The 16,298-nt window shown below is 43.2% G+C and carries 15 protein-coding genes and 3 tRNA genes; 16 read left to right on the top strand and 2 right to left on the bottom strand.

The genetic code is table 11. The annotated features are described in order from the left end of the window. Window position 1 precedes the first annotated feature (1 nt). From leuB to PCY11_RS00975, 7 genes are all read left to right on the top strand, one after another. On the top strand, window positions 2-1,039 hold the full coding sequence (gene leuB / locus PCY11_RS01005; RefSeq protein WP_049474888.1) for a 3-isopropylmalate dehydrogenase: 1,038 nt from the start codon (window positions 2-4) through the stop codon (window positions 1,037-1,039). Window position 1,040: 1 nt separating this feature from the next. Next, the gene (locus PCY11_RS01000) at window positions 1,041-1,319 is read left to right on the top strand and encodes a DUF1294 domain-containing protein (protein ID WP_049474889.1); all 279 of its coding nucleotides are present in this window, start codon (window positions 1,041-1,043) and stop codon (window positions 1,317-1,319) included. Between the two features lie 24 nt (window positions 1,320-1,343). Continuing rightward, the gene (leuC, locus tag PCY11_RS00995) at window positions 1,344-2,726 is read left to right on the top strand and encodes a 3-isopropylmalate dehydratase large subunit (protein WP_024055810.1); all 1,383 of its coding nucleotides are present in this window, start codon (window positions 1,344-1,346) and stop codon (window positions 2,724-2,726) included. 11 nt (window positions 2,727-2,737) lie between these two features. Beyond that, a complete protein-coding gene (gene leuD / locus PCY11_RS00990; protein WP_070846293.1) occupies window positions 2,738-3,328 on the top strand; it encodes a 3-isopropylmalate dehydratase small subunit in 591 nt (196 codons plus the stop codon). A gap of 97 nt (window positions 3,329-3,425) precedes the next feature. Next, a complete protein-coding gene (locus PCY11_RS00985) occupies window positions 3,426-4,211 on the top strand; it encodes an L-threonylcarbamoyladenylate synthase (RefSeq protein WP_024055812.1) in 786 nt (261 codons plus the stop codon). A gap of 97 nt (window positions 4,212-4,308) precedes the next feature. Further along, window positions 4,309-4,674 (top strand): hypothetical protein, encoded by a 366-nt coding sequence (locus tag PCY11_RS00980; RefSeq protein ID WP_024055813.1) that lies wholly within the window; start codon window positions 4,309-4,311, stop codon window positions 4,672-4,674. Between the two features lie 56 nt (window positions 4,675-4,730). Further along, window positions 4,731-5,141 (top strand): hypothetical protein, encoded by a 411-nt coding sequence (locus tag PCY11_RS00975; RefSeq protein WP_042760061.1) that lies wholly within the window; start codon window positions 4,731-4,733, stop codon window positions 5,139-5,141. A gap of 60 nt (window positions 5,142-5,201) precedes the next feature. On the opposite strand, the gene plsY is transcribed toward PCY11_RS00975, so the two are convergent. Beyond that, complete coding sequence (plsY, locus tag PCY11_RS00970; RefSeq protein ID WP_301362476.1) at window positions 5,202-5,843, bottom strand: glycerol-3-phosphate 1-O-acyltransferase PlsY; 642 nt, start codon at window positions 5,841-5,843, stop codon at window positions 5,202-5,204. Between the two features lie 190 nt (window positions 5,844-6,033). Between plsY and parE the strand changes: the two genes are divergently transcribed. From parE to PCY11_RS00925, 9 genes are all read left to right on the top strand, one after another. Continuing rightward, window positions 6,034-7,983 carry a DNA topoisomerase IV subunit B gene (gene parE / locus PCY11_RS00965; RefSeq protein WP_003007156.1) on the top strand — a complete coding sequence of 650 codons (1,950 nt, stop codon included), beginning with the start codon at window positions 6,034-6,036 and terminating at the stop codon, window positions 7,981-7,983. 55 nt (window positions 7,984-8,038) lie between these two features. Continuing rightward, complete coding sequence (locus tag PCY11_RS00960) at window positions 8,039-8,857, top strand: aminoglycoside 6-adenylyltransferase (protein ID WP_301362333.1); 819 nt, start codon at window positions 8,039-8,041, stop codon at window positions 8,855-8,857. 172 nt (window positions 8,858-9,029) lie between these two features. Next, window positions 9,030-11,483 (top strand): DNA topoisomerase IV subunit A, encoded by a 2,454-nt coding sequence (parC, locus tag PCY11_RS00955; protein WP_301362332.1) that lies wholly within the window; start codon window positions 9,030-9,032, stop codon window positions 11,481-11,483. Window positions 11,484-11,658: 175 nt separating this feature from the next. Then, complete coding sequence (locus tag PCY11_RS00950) at window positions 11,659-12,681, top strand: branched-chain amino acid aminotransferase (RefSeq protein WP_301362331.1); 1,023 nt, start codon at window positions 11,659-11,661, stop codon at window positions 12,679-12,681. Between the two features lie 236 nt (window positions 12,682-12,917). Further along, window positions 12,918-13,148: a DUF2969 domain-containing protein gene (locus PCY11_RS00945; RefSeq protein WP_301362330.1), complete on the top strand. Its 231-nt coding sequence runs from the start codon at window positions 12,918-12,920 to the stop codon at window positions 13,146-13,148. 52 nt (window positions 13,149-13,200) lie between these two features. Next, window positions 13,201-13,281 (top strand) — tRNA-Tyr (locus PCY11_RS00940). 49 nt (window positions 13,282-13,330) lie between these two features. Further along, window positions 13,331-13,402, top strand: a tRNA-Gln gene (locus tag PCY11_RS00935). A gap of 168 nt (window positions 13,403-13,570) precedes the next feature. Further along, a complete protein-coding gene (gene rpsA / locus PCY11_RS00930; RefSeq protein ID WP_003011990.1) occupies window positions 13,571-14,770 on the top strand; it encodes a 30S ribosomal protein S1 in 1,200 nt (399 codons plus the stop codon). A gap of 231 nt (window positions 14,771-15,001) precedes the next feature. Then, a tRNA-Arg gene (locus PCY11_RS00925) sits at window positions 15,002-15,073 on the top strand. 88 nt (window positions 15,074-15,161) lie between these two features. On the opposite strand, the gene PCY11_RS00920 is transcribed toward PCY11_RS00925, so the two are convergent. After that, a complete protein-coding gene (locus tag PCY11_RS00920; RefSeq protein WP_003011805.1) occupies window positions 15,162-16,148 on the bottom strand; it encodes an L-lactate dehydrogenase in 987 nt (328 codons plus the stop codon). Window positions 16,149-16,298: the final 150 nt, after the last annotated feature.

Here is a 16,298-nt window from a genome sequence, read left to right as displayed (position 1 = left end):
CATGACAAAGAAAATTGTAACACTTGCAGGAGATGGGATTGGCCCTGAGATCATGGCAGCTGGACTAGAGGTTCTCGCAGCCGTTGCTCCCAAAATTGGCTTTGATTATAGTCTAGAAGACAAACCTTTTGGGGGTGCTGGGATTGATGCCGCTGGCCACCCACTTCCCCAAGATACTCTCGAAGCAGCTAAAGGAGCGGATGCTATTCTTCTCGCAGCCATCGGGAGTCCTGAGTATGACCATGCTCCTGTTCGTCCAGAACAAGGCCTGCTCGCTATTCGCAAGGAATTAAATCTCTTTGCCAATATTCGTCCTGTACGGATTTTTGACGCCTTAAAACATCTGTCTCCTTTGAAACCAGAGCGTATCGAGGGTGTCGACTTTGTAGTCGTGCGTGAATTGACAGGTGGGATTTACTTTGGAGAGCATATCTTGAAAGAAGATACAGCGCGCGATATCAATGATTACAGCGCAGAAGAAATCCGTCGGATTATGCGCCAAGCCTTCAAAATTGCGCAAGGACGTGGCAAGAAAGTGACCAGTATCGATAAGCAAAATGTCCTTGCAACATCTAAATTATGGCGCCAAGTAGCAGAAGAAGTTGCCAAAGAATTTCCAGATGTGACCTTAGAGCACCAGCTTGTCGATAGTGCAGCCATGATCATGATCACCAATCCAGCTCGCTTTGATGTCGTCGTAACAGAGAATTTATTTGGAGATATCTTATCTGACGAATCGAGCGTCCTTCCAGGAACACTAGGCGTGATGCCATCTGCTAGTCATTCTGACCAAGGGCCAAGTATGTACGAACCGATTCATGGTTCAGCACCTGATATTGCTGGTCAAGGCATTGCCAATCCGATCTCCATGATCCTGTCCGTTGCCATGATGCTCCGAGACAGTTTTGGAGAAACAGCAGGTGCAGAAATGATCGAAGAAGCTGTCAATCAAACCTTGAATCAAGGAATCTTAACGCGAGATCTAGGTGGTCAGGCTTCTACTGCTGAGATGACTGCAGCCATTATTGGGAATCTCTAAGATGACTTGGAGAGATCGCTGTTTAGTTCTTATTGCTATTTGGAATAGTATCGTATTTCTGACCTATGGTTTAGATAAACGAAAAGCTATCCAAAAGAGGTGGCGGATTCCTGAAAAGGTCCTGTTACTCGAGAGCTGGCTACTTGGTGGATTCGGAGCTCTACTAGGCGGATATCTCTTTCACCACAAGGTGCGGAAATGGTATTTTCAAGCTAGCTGGTGGGGCAGTAGCCTACTTTTAGCAGGTGCCCTCTTTCTAATCCTTCAATGGATTTCCTAACAAGAAGATAAAAGGAGAAAGACGATGAGTGGAAAATCAATCTTTGATAAACTTTGGGACCGCCATGTTATTACAGGAGTGGAAGGGCAACCCCAACTCATGTATGTGGACCAACACTACATCCACGAAGTGACGAGTCCGCAAGCCTTTCAAGGATTACGGGATGCAGGACGCAAGGTCCGACGACCCGATTTAACCTTTGGAACCTTTGATCACAATGTTCCAACGGTCAATATTTTTGATATTCGTGATGTGATTTCAAAAGCCCAGATTGATAAATTAGCTGAGAATGTGGTGGACTTTGGGATTGATCATGCTGCCCATGGTTCTGCTAAGCAAGGAATCGTTCATATGGTGGGCCCTGAAACCGGTCGGACACAGCCTGGAAAATTTATTGTCTGTGGAGACAGCCATACCGCAACCCACGGAGCCTTTGGTGCCATTGCCTTTGGGATTGGAACCAGTGAAGTGGAGCATGTCTTTGCCACCCAAACCATCTGGCAAGTCAAACCAAAGAAAATGTTGGTTGAATTCACCGGAACCCCACAAAAAGGGATCTATTCAAAGGATTACATCCTAGCTTTGATAGCGCGCTACGGTGTTGCTTGTGGAGTTGGCTATGTCGTAGAGTATCGGGGAGAAGCAATTGATCGCTTGACCATGGAAGAACGCATGACCATCTGTAACATGTCGATCGAGTTCGGGTCCAAAATGGGGATCATGAATCCAGATGAGACGACCTTTGACTACCTCCGGGGACGCGAATGTGTGCCAGATGATTTTGAGGCCGCAGTAGCTGATTGGAAGACTATAGTCAGTGATGACGATGCCGTTTATGATAAGGTCATCCGTATGGATGTATCTGATCTTGCTCCGATGGTGACTTGGGGGACCAATCCTTCTATGGGAGTGGACTTTGAGACTCCATTTCCAGAGATTCGGGACATGAATGATGAACGGGCTTATCATTATATGGATCTTGAACCTGGCCAAAAACCAGCAGACATTGAATTAGGCTATATCTTTATCGGTTCTTGTACCAATGCGCGTCTCAGCGATTTGGAGTTGGCAGCCAAGTTTGTGAAAGGCAAAAAAATTGCGCCAAACTTAACTGCTATTGTGGTACCTGGCTCTCGTCCAGTTAAGCAAGCCGCTGAAAAATTAGGCTTAGACAAGATCTTCATGGATGCGGGCTTTGAATGGCGTGATCCAGGATGCTCCATGTGTCTAGGAATGAACCCAGACAAGGTTCCAGATGGCGTCCACTGTGCTTCTACTAGCAACCGGAACTTTGAAGATCGTCAAGGATTTGGGGCTAAGACCCATCTCTGTAGCCCAGCAATGGCCGCTGCAGCAGCAATCGCTGGTCGCTTTGTCGATGTGCGCCAAATGCCAGAAGTCGAGTAAAAGGAGGAAGCATGGAGAAATTTACCAGTTATACGGGAACTACAGTTCCTTTGATGAACGATAATATTGATACTGACCAAATCCTCCCCAAGCAATTCTTAAAGTTAATTGATAAAAAAGGTTTTGGGAAATACCTCATGTATGCTTGGCGCTATTTGGATGACCAATATACTGAGGATCCAGATTTTATCTTTAACAAGCCAGAATACCGCAAGGCGACCATTTTGATCACTGGTGACAATTTTGGGGCTGGTTCCTCTCGGGAGCACGCGGCCTGGGCTTTAGCTGATTATGGCTTTAAAGTCGTTATCGCCGGATCCTTCGGAGATATCCATTACAATAATGAGCTCAATAATGGCATGCTTCCGATTGTCCAACCGCTAGAGGTTCGTCAAAAATTGGCAAGTTTGAAGCCGACAGATCCAGTGACAGTAGATTTGGAAGAGCAGAAGATCATCTCGCCTGTTGGAGAGTTTTGCTTTGAGATCGATCAAGATTGGAAGCACAAATTACTCAACGGTCTAGATGATATTGGGATTACCCTCCAATACGAGGACTTGATTGCTGCTTATGAGAAGAATCGGCCCGCCTATTGGCAATAAAAATTGTATAGTTAATTAAGAATTTTCAGAAAATACATTGAAGCTTTTTGGGAATTTTGATAGAATAGAAAAAAAGAAATAGAAGAGGACGAAATTTATGACAAAACACATTCAATGGGACGGAACACTTTCACAAGAAGGATTTGACATTCTTAAAGGAGAGGGTGGCTGTATCGTCTGCCCTACCAAAGTCGGCTATATCATCATGACTAGCGACAAAGCTGGCTTGGAACGGAAGTTTGAAGCCAAAGAACGTAACCGCAACAAACCAGGTGTCGTTCTTTGTGGAAGCATGGATGAACTCCGCGCCCTTGCGCAATTGAATCCTGAAATTGAAGCCTTCTACCAAAAACATTGGGATGAAGATATCTTGCTTGGTTGTATCCTTCCTTGGCGTGAAGATGCCTATGCAAAATTACAAGCCTTCGGAGATGGACGCGAAGAACTCATGACAGACGTTCATGGAACCAGCTGTTTTGTCATTAAATTTGGTAAAGCTGGTGAGCAAATCGCCAAAGAAATGTGGGAAAAAGAAGGCAAGATGGTTTACGCCTCTTCAGCCAACCCTTCAGGTAAAGGAAACCGCGGGAAGGTTGAAGGAATTGGTGAGCGAATCGAAAGTGCCGTGGACTTGGTCATCGAAGCTGACGATTATGTAGCCTCTATCCAACCAGACAAGACCATTGAAACTCGCTATGAACAAGGTGTGATGGTCTCTATGGTTGATGCCGAAGGAAAATTGATTCCAGAACAAGGAGCAGGTAGCCGTTCTGTCAATACTTGTCCAGTTGTGATTCGTAAAGGATTGGATATTGATAAGATCATGATGCACTTATCTGATCATTTCAACTCTTGGAACTACCGCCAAGGGGAATACTATTAAGAAACAAAAAAGCATTCCATTTGGGATGCTGTTTTTGTGAAAGGATAAAAGATGGTATAATAGAGGCAAAGGATGTTCCAATAGAAGAGGAGTTAGTATGGTCTCCAGAAAAGCGTTTATCGATAAAGCCAATAAGGAAGGTTTTTCCTTCAACATCCAGATCCCATGGTGGCAGTACAATAACTTCAAGTCATTGGTTCGAAGAAAAAGGCTCTCTGAGGAGCAACTCTATCAGATCTTTCTTTCACTTTGTAGAGAGGTAGAAGACCGGCAAATGCAGGTAGTAGAGGATAAGAGGAAGTATCAGACCGGATTTTATGTAGCCGCATGTAATGGCCGCGAGTTCCGTTTTGAGTTTGCTTTTAAAAAGAACCAAGAACTAAGAGTTTATAATTTATTTGAGTCTGTCAATGGTCGTAAGAAACTAACCTTGATGGATCTGCTTGATTACATAATGGATTGACTATGAATAGAAACAATAAGGGTTCATTACAGATTGATAAAAGAAAGAGTGGTTCTATGATTTCAAGAGATGGATTTTTAGAAAGAATCAATCAGGAGGGATTTTCATTTAGTATTGACATCCCGCGCAGAAATTTTTCGGATTTTAAATCATTGGTTCGGAGAAGAAGAATTTCAGAAGAAGACCTCTATCAGCTGTTTTATGACTATTGTCAGGAGCTGGAAAACTGTCTAAAAGAAGCGGGAGATAAGCGACGCTTGCTCTTCAATAAGTTTCCAGTTAGCCCCGTTCATGATAAATATAAAACGAAATTTGATACAGTGGCACCCAACGGTCGTGAGTTTCGCTTTGAGTTTGTCTTCAGTAACGACAATCGTTTAAAAGTTTATCATCTTATCGAAACGGTTAATGGTCGTAGGAAAAAAACTCCTATGGAAATACTGATGGACTTGGTTGACGCCTTATAATGCATATCTGTTCAAGAATAAAAATGTAGCCCAATAAAAAAAAAAACTAGAGCGCTTGCTCTAGTTTTTTGGTTGTTGATGGGTGATGTTCTTTCCCCAAGGGATGAGATTTTCTTTTTTCTCTTTGATCCGTTGGATATTATCCTTGTGACGAAGAATGATCAAGGTCGCTAAGGCCAAGACAATGACTGTAAAAAGTGGATCATAGTTGTGCAAGATCCATCCAGTCAAAGGGAGAAGGAGGACCGATAGAATTGCGAGTAGCGCAACGGTAACACTCGAAAACGAAATCATGCTGGTTAAATAAAGGCTGGCTACAAAATAAACAGCTAAAATGAGTAGCAGGATAGGCGAGAAACCAAGTAAAACACCAGCACTCGTCGCCACTGCTTTTCCACCCTTGAATCCAGCAAAAATTGGGAAAGTGTGCCCCAAAACGGCTAAGAGACCAAAGACCATCGGCGAGATCCCCTGAATTCCAAAGAAAGTCGGAAGGAGAACGGCCAAAGTTCCTTTCAAGAAATCAATCGTAAAGACAATGACCCCAGCTTTCTTCCCTAAAATCCGAAAGGTATTGGTCGTTCCTGTATTGCCCGAGCCATGTTCCCGTAAATTAATATGGAAAAAGATTTTCCCAATCCATAATCCCGAAGGAATGGAGCCTAACAGATAGGCTAAAATTAAAACACTTATTTCTTTTATCATACTCTCATTATATCAAAAAGCCATCGATAGAAAAAGCAATTTCTGGAGTTCAAGTGTGACATCTGAAGAAAGTGTCAAGCCAGCTTTTTTTACTGAGATATAGAAATCTCCATATAAAGAGAAAAAATTTTGCAAAATTTCCTAAAAAACTGTAATATAGAAAAGATGAACAAACAGGAGGTTCCTTGTGGCAAAAAAGGAAATCAATATTAATAATTATAATGACGATGCCATTCAGGTACTAGAAGGGTTGGATGCGGTCCGTAAACGTCCAGGGATGTATATCGGATCGACCGACGGAAATGGCTTGCATCACATGGTCTGGGAGATCGTGGATAATGCGGTCGATGAAGCCTTGTCTGGCTTTGGATCACAAATCGATGTAACGATTAATAAAGATGGTTCTCTATCGGTAGAAGACCAGGGACGTGGAATGCCGACCGGGATGCATGCTATGGGCAAACCAACCGTTGAGGTCATCTTTACGGTCCTCCACGCCGGAGGGAAGTTTGGCCAAGGAGGCTATAAGACATCTGGAGGTCTTCATGGAGTGGGATCTTCTGTCGTCAATGCCCTTTCTAGCTGGCTAGAGGTAGAAATTACGCGTGATGGAGCTGTCTACAAGCAACGTTTTGAAGATGGGGGAAAACCAGTTACGACCCTTGAAAAGATTGGCTCTGCTCCCAAGTCTAAGACAGGGACCAAGGTCACCTTCATGCCAGATCCAACCATCTTTTCAACGACGGATTTCAAATTCAATACCATTGCTGAGCGAATCAAAGAATCAGCCTTCTTGCTGAAGGACGTGACGCTGACGCTGACCGATCTCCGTAAGGAAGAAGACAACCATGTGGCCTTTCATTATGAAAATGGTGTCCAAGATTTCGTAGAGTACTTGAACGAAGACAAGGAAACTTTGACACCTGTTCTCTACTTTAGTGGCGAATCAGATGGTTTTCAGGTAGAAGTGGCCATGCAATACAATGATGGCTACTCAGATAATATCTTGTCCTTCGTTAATAATGTTCGCACTAAAGATGGGGGAACCCATGAGACGGGTCTGAAGACAGCCATTACCAAGGCTATGAACGACTATGCAAGAAAGACAGGGCTCCTCAAAGAAAAAGACAAGAATCTGGAAGGATCAGATTACCGTGAAGGTTTGTCTGCGGTTCTTTCAATCTTGGTTCCAGAAGCTCATTTGCAGTTTGAAGGACAAACCAAAGACAAATTAGGAAGTCCCTTGGCTCGTCCAGTAGTCGATAGCATTGTTTCTGATAAATTGACCTTCTTCCTGATGGAAAATGGAGAATTGGCTTCTAATCTCATTCGTAAGGCTATTAAAGCCCGGGATGCGCGTGAAGCCGCTCGAAAAGCGCGGGATGAAAGCCGAAATGGCAAGAAGAGCAAAAAGGACAAGGGACTTTTGTCTGGTAAATTGACACCAGCCCAGTCTAAAAATCCTAAGAAGAATGAACTCTATCTGGTCGAAGGAGACTCAGCCGGCGGTTCTGCCAAACAAGGACGGGACCGGAAGTTCCAAGCGATTCTCCCCCTTCGTGGGAAGGTTCTTAATACTGAGAAGGCCAATATGAGTGATATCCTCAAGAACGAGGAAATCAACACCATGATTTACACCATCGGTGCTGGAGTTGGGGCTGATTTCTCAGTGGAAGATGCTAACTACGATAAGATCATCATCATGACCGATGCGGATACGGATGGTGCCCACATTCAAACCCTCCTTTTAACCTTCTTCTATCGCTATATGCGCCCTTTGGTAGAAGCAGGGCATGTCTACATTGCACTTCCTCCTCTTTATAAGATGTCGAAAGGCAAAGGCAAGAAAGAAGAAGTAGCCTATGCTTGGACAGATAGCGAATTAGAAGAGTTGCGTCGGACCTTTGGCCGTGGAGCAACCCTCCAACGTTACAAAGGGTTGGGGGAAATGAATGCGGACCAACTTTGGGAAACCACCATGAATCCAGAAACTCGTACTTTGATCCGTGTCACCATTGATGATCTAGCGCGTGCAGAACGCCGTGTCTCTGTCCTTATGGGAGATAAGGCTGCACCACGTCGTCAATGGATTGAAGACAATGTTAAGTTTACCTTGGAAGAAAATACAGTATTTTAATCACTTTCTACTATAAAGTAAATATGCTGGGATGTAGAAATGGTAAGGAATCGACATGAGAACTGATACAGAAATGATGAATCTGATTTTGCAAATAGCTGAGTCCTTGCAAGTGGAAGCAGTGGCCTTATCCGGTTCGCGAGCCAATCCTCGGGCACCCAAAGACAAGTTTCAAGATTATGATGTGGTCTATATCGTTGATGATCTAGAAGACCTGATTTCAGATTTATCCTGGTTGGATCAGTACGGAAACCGATTCATCGAACAGCACAACCGACTGGGACACCGTCGTCTGTATCTCATGCTTTTTGAAGATGGGAATCGTATTGATTTAACCCTCTGCCCCATGGAGTCTATCCAAGAGTGGGTGGACAGCGAAGCAAATTTTGAAGTTATAAAAGACGACAAAGGCTTGTTTGAAGCCTATCAGCCTAATTCCAAGCGCTACTGGATCGCTCCGCCTACTGAAGAGGAATTTGTAGCATCCTGCAATGAATTTTGGTGGGTATCGGCTTATGTTGTCAAGGCCATTCGAAGAAATCAGCTTATCTATGCGACAGACCACCTCTATGGCATTTGTCAGCAAGAACTCCTCAAGGTCTTAGCTTGGCAGGTGACAAGCGATAAGGGAGCAGTTGATATCGGAAAGAACTACAAGTACCTCTTCCAGTATCTACCAGGCGGGCAAGAGAAGGAGTTCTCAGCACTGCTTGATTTATCTAGTATCGATAAAATCACTCAGTCTTTATTTGCTACCATGGGGCTATTCAATCGAGAAGCTCAAATTCTGGCCCAAAAGATGGGGTTTACTTACGATAAGGAAGTAGCAGAAAAAATGACTTCTTATGCTAAAGAGAAACTTTCTAATCATTAATGAATCTATTTTAAACATCAGAAAGGGACGTTTGGTTACTTGGTGTAACCGAATTCCTTTTTCCTAAAAGACTACTCAACATTCTTTGAAAGGAGTTGAACACGCCCTAAGTGCTGTGTGAAAAAGATAAATTTTCTATTTTCCTTTGCATTTTACGGGCGTTGTACCCTATATGAGTAATATTCAAAATATGTCCCTAGAGGACATCATGGGGGAGCGCTTTGGTCGCTACTCCAAATACATTATTCAAGAACGGGCTCTTCCTGATATTCGGGATGGCTTGAAACCTGTTCAACGGCGGATTCTTTATTCTATGAATAAGGACGGCAATACCCATGACAAGGGCTACCGCAAGTCTGCCAAGTCTGTCGGAAATATCATGGGGAATTTTCATCCTCATGGGGATTATTCTATTTATGATGCCATGGTCCGCATGTCTCAGGACTGGAAAAACCGCGAGATCCTTGTAGAAATGCACGGAAACAATGGTTCCATGGATGGTGATCCACCAGCGGCCATGCGTTATACCGAGGCGCGTTTGTCTGAAATTGCGGGTTATCTTTTGCAAGATATCGAAAAGAACACAGTGCCGTTTGCCTGGAACTTTGATGATACTGAAAAAGAGCCAACTGTTTTGCCGGCAGCCTTTCCAAATCTCTTGGTCAATGGGGCAACAGGGATTTCAGCTGGTTACGCGACAGATATTCCGCCACACAACCTTGCTGAAGTCATCGATGCCGTGGTCTACATGATCGACCATCCATCTGCCAAGGTAGACAAGCTCATGGAGTTTCTACCTGGACCGGATTTCCCAACTGGTGCCATTATCCAGGGACGGGATGAGATCAAGAAAGCCTATGAAACTGGTAAGGGTCGGGTGGTTGTCCGCTCTAAGACAGAGATCGAGCAGCTCAAAGGCGGTAAGCAGCAAATCGTTGTTACCGAGATCCCTTATGAGATCAACAAGGCAGTCTTGGTCAAGAAGATCGACGATGTCCGTGTTAACAACAAGGTGGCCGGTATTGCGGAAGTCCGGGATGAGTCTGACCGGGATGGTCTTCGCATTGCCATTGAGCTGAAGAAAGACGCCAATGCCGATCTAATCTTGAACTACTTGTTCAAGTACACAGACTTGCAGGTCAACTACAACTTCAATATGGTGGCGATTGACAATTATACCCCTCGACAAGTGGGGATTGTACCGATTCTCTCTAGCTACATTGCTCACCGTCGGGATATCATTGTCTCTCGCTCGCGCTTTGACAAGGAAAAAGCCGAACGACGTCTCCACATCGTAGAGGGCTTGATCCGCGTCATTTCCATCCTGGATGAAGTGATTGCCTTGATCCGTGCTTCTGATAATAAGGCAGATGCTAAAGAAAACCTCAAGGTCAGCTACGATTTCACGGAAGAACAAGCAGAAGCTATTGTTACCTTGCAATTGTACCGTTTGACCAATACAGATATCGTGACCTTGGAAGAAGAACATGCCAGTCTCAAGGAGCAAATCGCGACCTTGGCAGCCATCATTGGGGATGAACGGACCATGTTCAATCTCATGAAGAAGGAATTGCGTGAAGTCAAGAAGCTCTTTGGGAATCCGCGTCGCAGTGAATTGCAAGACACTGCTAAAACGATCGAGATTGATACAGCCAGTCTCATTGTTGAAGAGGAAACCTTCGTAAGTGTGACCCGTGCTGGATATATCAAACGAACCTCGCCTCGTTCTTTTAATGCCTCAACACTGGAAGAAGTCGGTAAGCGGGACGATGACGAGTTGATTTTCGTAGAGCCTGCTAAGACCACTCAGCATCTCTTACTCTTTACCAACTTGGGGAATGCCATTTATCGACCAATTCACGAATTGACAGATACCAAGTGGAAGGATATCGGAGAGCACCTCAGTCAGACCTTGACCAATTTCGAGCAAGAGGAAGAAATTCTCTTTACGGAGATTGTGGATCAGTTTGAGGGAGTAACCTACTTTGCAGCAACTCAACAAGGACAAATCAAGCGATTTGAACGCAAAGAATTGAGCCCATGGCGGACTTATCGTTCTAAATCGACTAAGTATGCTAAGCTCAAAGACCAAGACGACCGTATCGTAGCGGTTGCGCCAGTTGTCCTGGAAGATATCATGATCATTACTAAAAATGGGTACGGGTTGCGCTTTAATATTGAAGAGGTTCCTGTCGTAGGAGCCAAAGCAGCAGGGGTCAAAGCCATTAACCTCAAAGACGGAGATCAAGTTGCTGCCGCCTTTAAGTCGACAACTCCAAGCATGTACATTCTGACTCAACGAGGCAGCCTCAAACGGATGTTACAAGACGATATTCCTGTGACCAGTCGAGCTAAAAGGGGACTACAGGTCTTGCGTGAGTTGAAAAATAAACCACATCGCGTCTTCAAGGCAGGTCCAGTCTTCACTGACCAGGGAGATTTTGATCTCTTTACGAGCCAAGAAGAAGTGGCAGAACAAGATCAAATCCTTCAGATCACTTCTACAATAGGTCAGGTGACAGAAGTTGATTTGACACAATTAAGCATTTCTGAAAGAACAAGCAATGGATCCTTTGTCAGCGATACCATTTCGGATCAAGAAGTTTTTTCAGCTACTATCAAATAAAAGAAAGCGTCGGTCCATTCTAGGACTGACTTTCTTTAAAAATAAATTTTCTGAAAATTGAAAATTTCGCTTGAAATTCTCATGAAATGGTGTACAATAGTGTACATAGATTGAGAAACTGAATCGACCTGCATCAGATCGACAAGGAATAGAAAGAATAAAAAGGAGCACTATCATGACAGTATCACTTGATTGGGAAAACCTTGGCTTTTCATATATGAAATTACCCTATCGCTATTTGGCACATTATCGCAATGGAGCTTGGGAAAAAGGAGAATTGACAGAAGATGCGACCTTGCATTTGTCCGAATCTTCTCCAAGTTTGCATTACGGTCAGCAAGCCTTTGAAGGGTTGAAAGCTTACCGTACAAAAGATGGAAGCGTCCAATTGTTCCGTCCAGATCAAAACGCTAAACGTTTGCAACGCACGGCTGATCGTTTGCTGATGCCTCAAGTACCTGTCGACATGTTTGTGGATGCTTGTAAGGCAGTGGTGAAAGCCAATGAAGAGTATGTTCCACCATATGGTACTGGAGCTACCCTTTACCTTCGTCCACTTTTGATTGGGGTTGGTGATATTATTGGTGTGCACCCAGCAGATGAGTATATCTTTACCATCTTTGCCATGCCTGTCGGTAACTACTTTAAAGGTGGTTTGGTTCCAACGAACTTCTTGATTCAAGACGAGTATGACCGTGCTGCACCACATGGTACAGGGGCTGCAAAAGTTGGTGGGAATTACGCAGCTAGTATGTTGCCAGGTAAGATTGCGCATGATCGTAACTTCTCAGACGTGATTTACCTCGATCCAGCGACGCACACCAAGATTGAAGAAGTTGGTTCTGCAAACTTCTTTGGTATCACTGCTAATAACGAATTTGTGACACCATTGAGTCCGTCTATCTTGCCATCGATCACCAAGTACTCTTTGCTTTACTTGGCAGAACACCGTCTTGGTATGACACCAATTGAAGGGGATGTCTTTATCAATGACTTGGATCGCTTTGTAGAAGCAGGAGCTTGCGGTACCGCAGCTGTGATATCTCCAATCGGAGGTGTTCAACACGGGGATGACTTCCATGTCTTCTATTCTGAAACAGAAGTAGGTCCTGTCACACGGAAGCTTTATGACGAGTTGACCGGTATCCAATTTGGTGATGTCGAAGCACCAGAAGGATGGATTGTCAAAGTCGATTAAACCGAAAGCGTCTGAGAGCAATGTGTCCAGATTTCAATGAGAACGAGTCTTAACGAAAGAACGCAGTAGCTAATGTTTCTCTTCATTCGCTTTTAGGAATAAAAGAGTGACGAATGACTCTTGCGGGGGTGGGATAAAGAAGGAATTTCTATCTAAATTCTTTCTGTCTCACTCCCTTTTCTCTTGCGTCATCAAGAGAATTTTTGTAAAATAGAAAAAGTGAAAAGAGGGTTGAAATGAGTAAAAAAGATAAGAAAATTGAGATTCAAATCGTTGATAGTAAAGTAACCGTCGGAAAAGACACTTTTGATGGATTCACTTTGTCCATTGGAAAGAAAGCGATTGGGGAAATTGCAGACATGGCAGGTCAGTTTGCCATTATCAAAAATGGAAATGTGGATTCTCTTTACAAAAAACTTGAAAAAGCTGTTGAAATTTTAATAGAAAATTATAATTTGAATAAATAAGGGCTTGCAATCAAAATAAATCAATGGTATAATAGATCCTGTTGATTTATATGGAGAGATAGCGAAGAGGCTAAACGCGGCGGACTGTAAATCCGCTCCTTCGGGTTCGGGGGTTCGAATCCCTCTCTCTCCATTAGCGTTCATTTTGACGATGATAAAGTGACTAATGTCAGCGCTCTTTTTGGGGTATAGCCAAGCGGTAAGGCAAGGGACTTTGACTCCCTCATGCGTTGGTTCGAATCCAGCTACCCCAGTTCTAGGTAATATCAGATAAGGTGGTAAAATATCTATCCAGGTATTTTATTTCTTTATATGAAGAAGTCGTTGTAGATCATTTTGATTTCGTTGCGAGTGCTTGCTTAGGAAAAATAATTATAAGTATGTCAAGTTTTAGAAAACTTGATTGTTGGAGGATTTTTTAGATGAATGAATTTGAAGATTTGCTAAACAGTGTTAGCCAAGTTGAACCAGGTGACGTTGTTACTGCTGAAGTATTGACAGTTGACGCGAACCAAGCTAACGTTGCAATCTCTGGAACTGGTGTCGAAGGTGTTTTGACTCTTCGCGAATTGACAAACGATCGTGATGCTGACATCAATGACTTGGTAAAACCAGGTGAAACACTTGAATTGCTTGTTCTTCGTCAAGTAGTTGGTAAAGATACTGATACAGTAACTTACCTTGTATCTAAAAAACGTTTGGAAGCTCGCAAAGCATGGGACAAATTGGTTGGACGTGAAGAAGAAGTTGTTACTGTTAAAGGAACTCGCGCTGTTAAGGGCGGACTTTCAGTAGAATTTGAAGGACTTCGTGGATTTATTCCAGCTTCAATGCTTGATACTCGTTTTGTACGTAACACTGAACGTTTCGTAGGTCAAGAATTTGATGCTAAAATCAAAGAAGTAGATCCAAAAGAAAACCGCTTTATCCTTTCACGTCGTGAAGTTGTTGAAGCTGAATCAGCTGCAGCACGCGCAGAAGTATTTGGTAAATTGAACGTTGGCGATGTCGTAACTGGTAAAGTTGCACGTATCACAAGCTTCGGTGCTTTCATCGACCTTGGTGGTGTTGATGGATTGGTTCACTTGACAGAATTGTCACACGAACGCAACGTATCACCTAAATCAGTTGTAACTGTAGGTGAAGAAATCCAAGTGAAAGTTCTTGACTTGAACGAAGAAGAAGGTCGTGTATCACTTTCATTGAAAGCTACAACACCTGGACCTTGGGATGGCGTTGAACAAAAATTGGCTGCTGGTGATGTTATCGAAGGAACTGTTAAACGTTTGACTGACTTCGGTGCATTCGTTGAAGTATTGCCAGGTATCGACGGACTTGTACACATCTCACAAATTTCACACAAACGTGTTGAAAATCCAAAAGATGTTCTTAAAGTTGGACAAGAAGTAACTGTTAAAGTTCTTGAAGTAAATGCTGCAGATGAACGTGTATCACTTTCTATCAAAGCTCTTGAAGAACGTCCAGCTCAAGAAGAAGGCGAAAAACAAGAAAAACGTCAATCTCGTCCACGTCGTCCAAAACAAGAAAAACGCGACTTTGATCTTCCAGAAACTCAAACTGGATTCTCAATGGCTGACTTGTTTGGCGATATCGAATTGTAATATTCAAAAGAGGCTAGGACAAAAGTCCTAGCCTCTCAATTGTTTTTGGATTGTCGAGCAAGACGCAGGGGTTGAGTGGGCTCTACTACGCTGATCTCATCAGCTTTTACAGCCCTACTCAACTGTGCGGAGGTGGGACAACGAAATCGAATTCTAACGAATTACCGATTTCTGTCCCACTCTCTTTTTTACTTGTAAAATTCTCAAGAATTTGATATACTATAACAGTTGCCACCCTTAGTGTAATGGATATCACGTAAGATTCCGGTTCTTGAGATGGGGGTTCGATTCCCTCAGGGTGGAAAGAAGAAAAGGTTGAGTGTTCTCAGCCTTTTATTTTTTTATTCAATTAAAAAAGACTCTCGAAATTTGAGAGTCTTTTCCAATCAGATTAGTTTTTTGATGCTTCTTGGAATTCAGGGTTTTTCCATGCTTCATCAATAATTGCTTTCAATTCTTTAGCAGAAGCGTGCATTTTTTGAAGTTCTGCATCATTCAATGGAATGTTTACTGGACGTACAATACCGTGTGCTCCAACAACAGCTGGTTGACCGATGAAGACGTCTTTGATTCCGTATTGACCTTCTTGGAATACAGAAAGTGGAAGTACTGCATTTTCATCATCAAGGATTGCTTTAGTAATACGAGCAAGGGCAACGGCGATACCATAGTAAGTAGCACCTTTTTTGTTGATAATGGTGTAAGCAGCATCACGAACGCCTTCGAACAATTCAATCAATTCAGTTTCTTTAACGTTTTGAGTGTCTTTAAGGAATTCTTCAAGGTTTACACCAGCGATGTTAGCGTGTGACCATACAGCGAATTCTGAGTCACCGTGTTCACCCATGATGTAGGCGTGTACTGAACGAGCGTCCACATCCAATTTTTCAGCCAAAGCTTGACGGAAACGAGCTGAGTCAAGTGAAGTACCTGAACCGATAACGCGTTCTTTAGGGAATCCAGAGAATTTCCATGTAGAGTATGTCAACACGTCAACTGGGTTAGCAGCTACGAGGAAGATTCCGTTAAATCCTGATTCAACAACTTGTGTTACGATTGATTTGTTAATGGCAAGGTTTTTACCAACAAGATCAAGACGAGTTTCACCCGGTTTTTGAGGAGCGCCTGCAGTAATTACAACAAGGTCAGCGTCTGCACAGTCAGCGTACTCAGCCGCATAGATCTTCTTAGGTGAAGTGAAGGCAAGGGCGTGGCTAAGGTCAAGCGCATCTCCGACAGCTTTTTCATGCAATTGAGGAATTTCGATAATTCCAAGCTCTTGTGCAATTCCTTGGTTAACAAGTGCAAAAGCGTAAGATGAACCTACAGCACCGTCACCGACAAGGATAACTTTTTTGTGTTGTTTAGTCAAAGTCATGAGTCTAAACGTCTCCTTCTTATTTTTTTGAGATAGATTCTCGTACGTTTTCATTCTACCACTTTTGAAAGTCTTTGTCATCTGAAACAGTATGAATCCTTGATGTAAACGTTTTTACATTTGTGTTCCATAGCAGAAAAAAAGGCTAAA

The sequence above is a fragment of the Streptococcus sp. SP8 genome (assembly GCF_030440045.1).
In the GTDB taxonomy this organism is placed as follows: domain Bacteria; phylum Bacillota; class Bacilli; order Lactobacillales; family Streptococcaceae; genus Streptococcus; species Streptococcus parasanguinis_I.
This window is presented reverse-complemented; position numbering and strand designations above follow the sequence as displayed.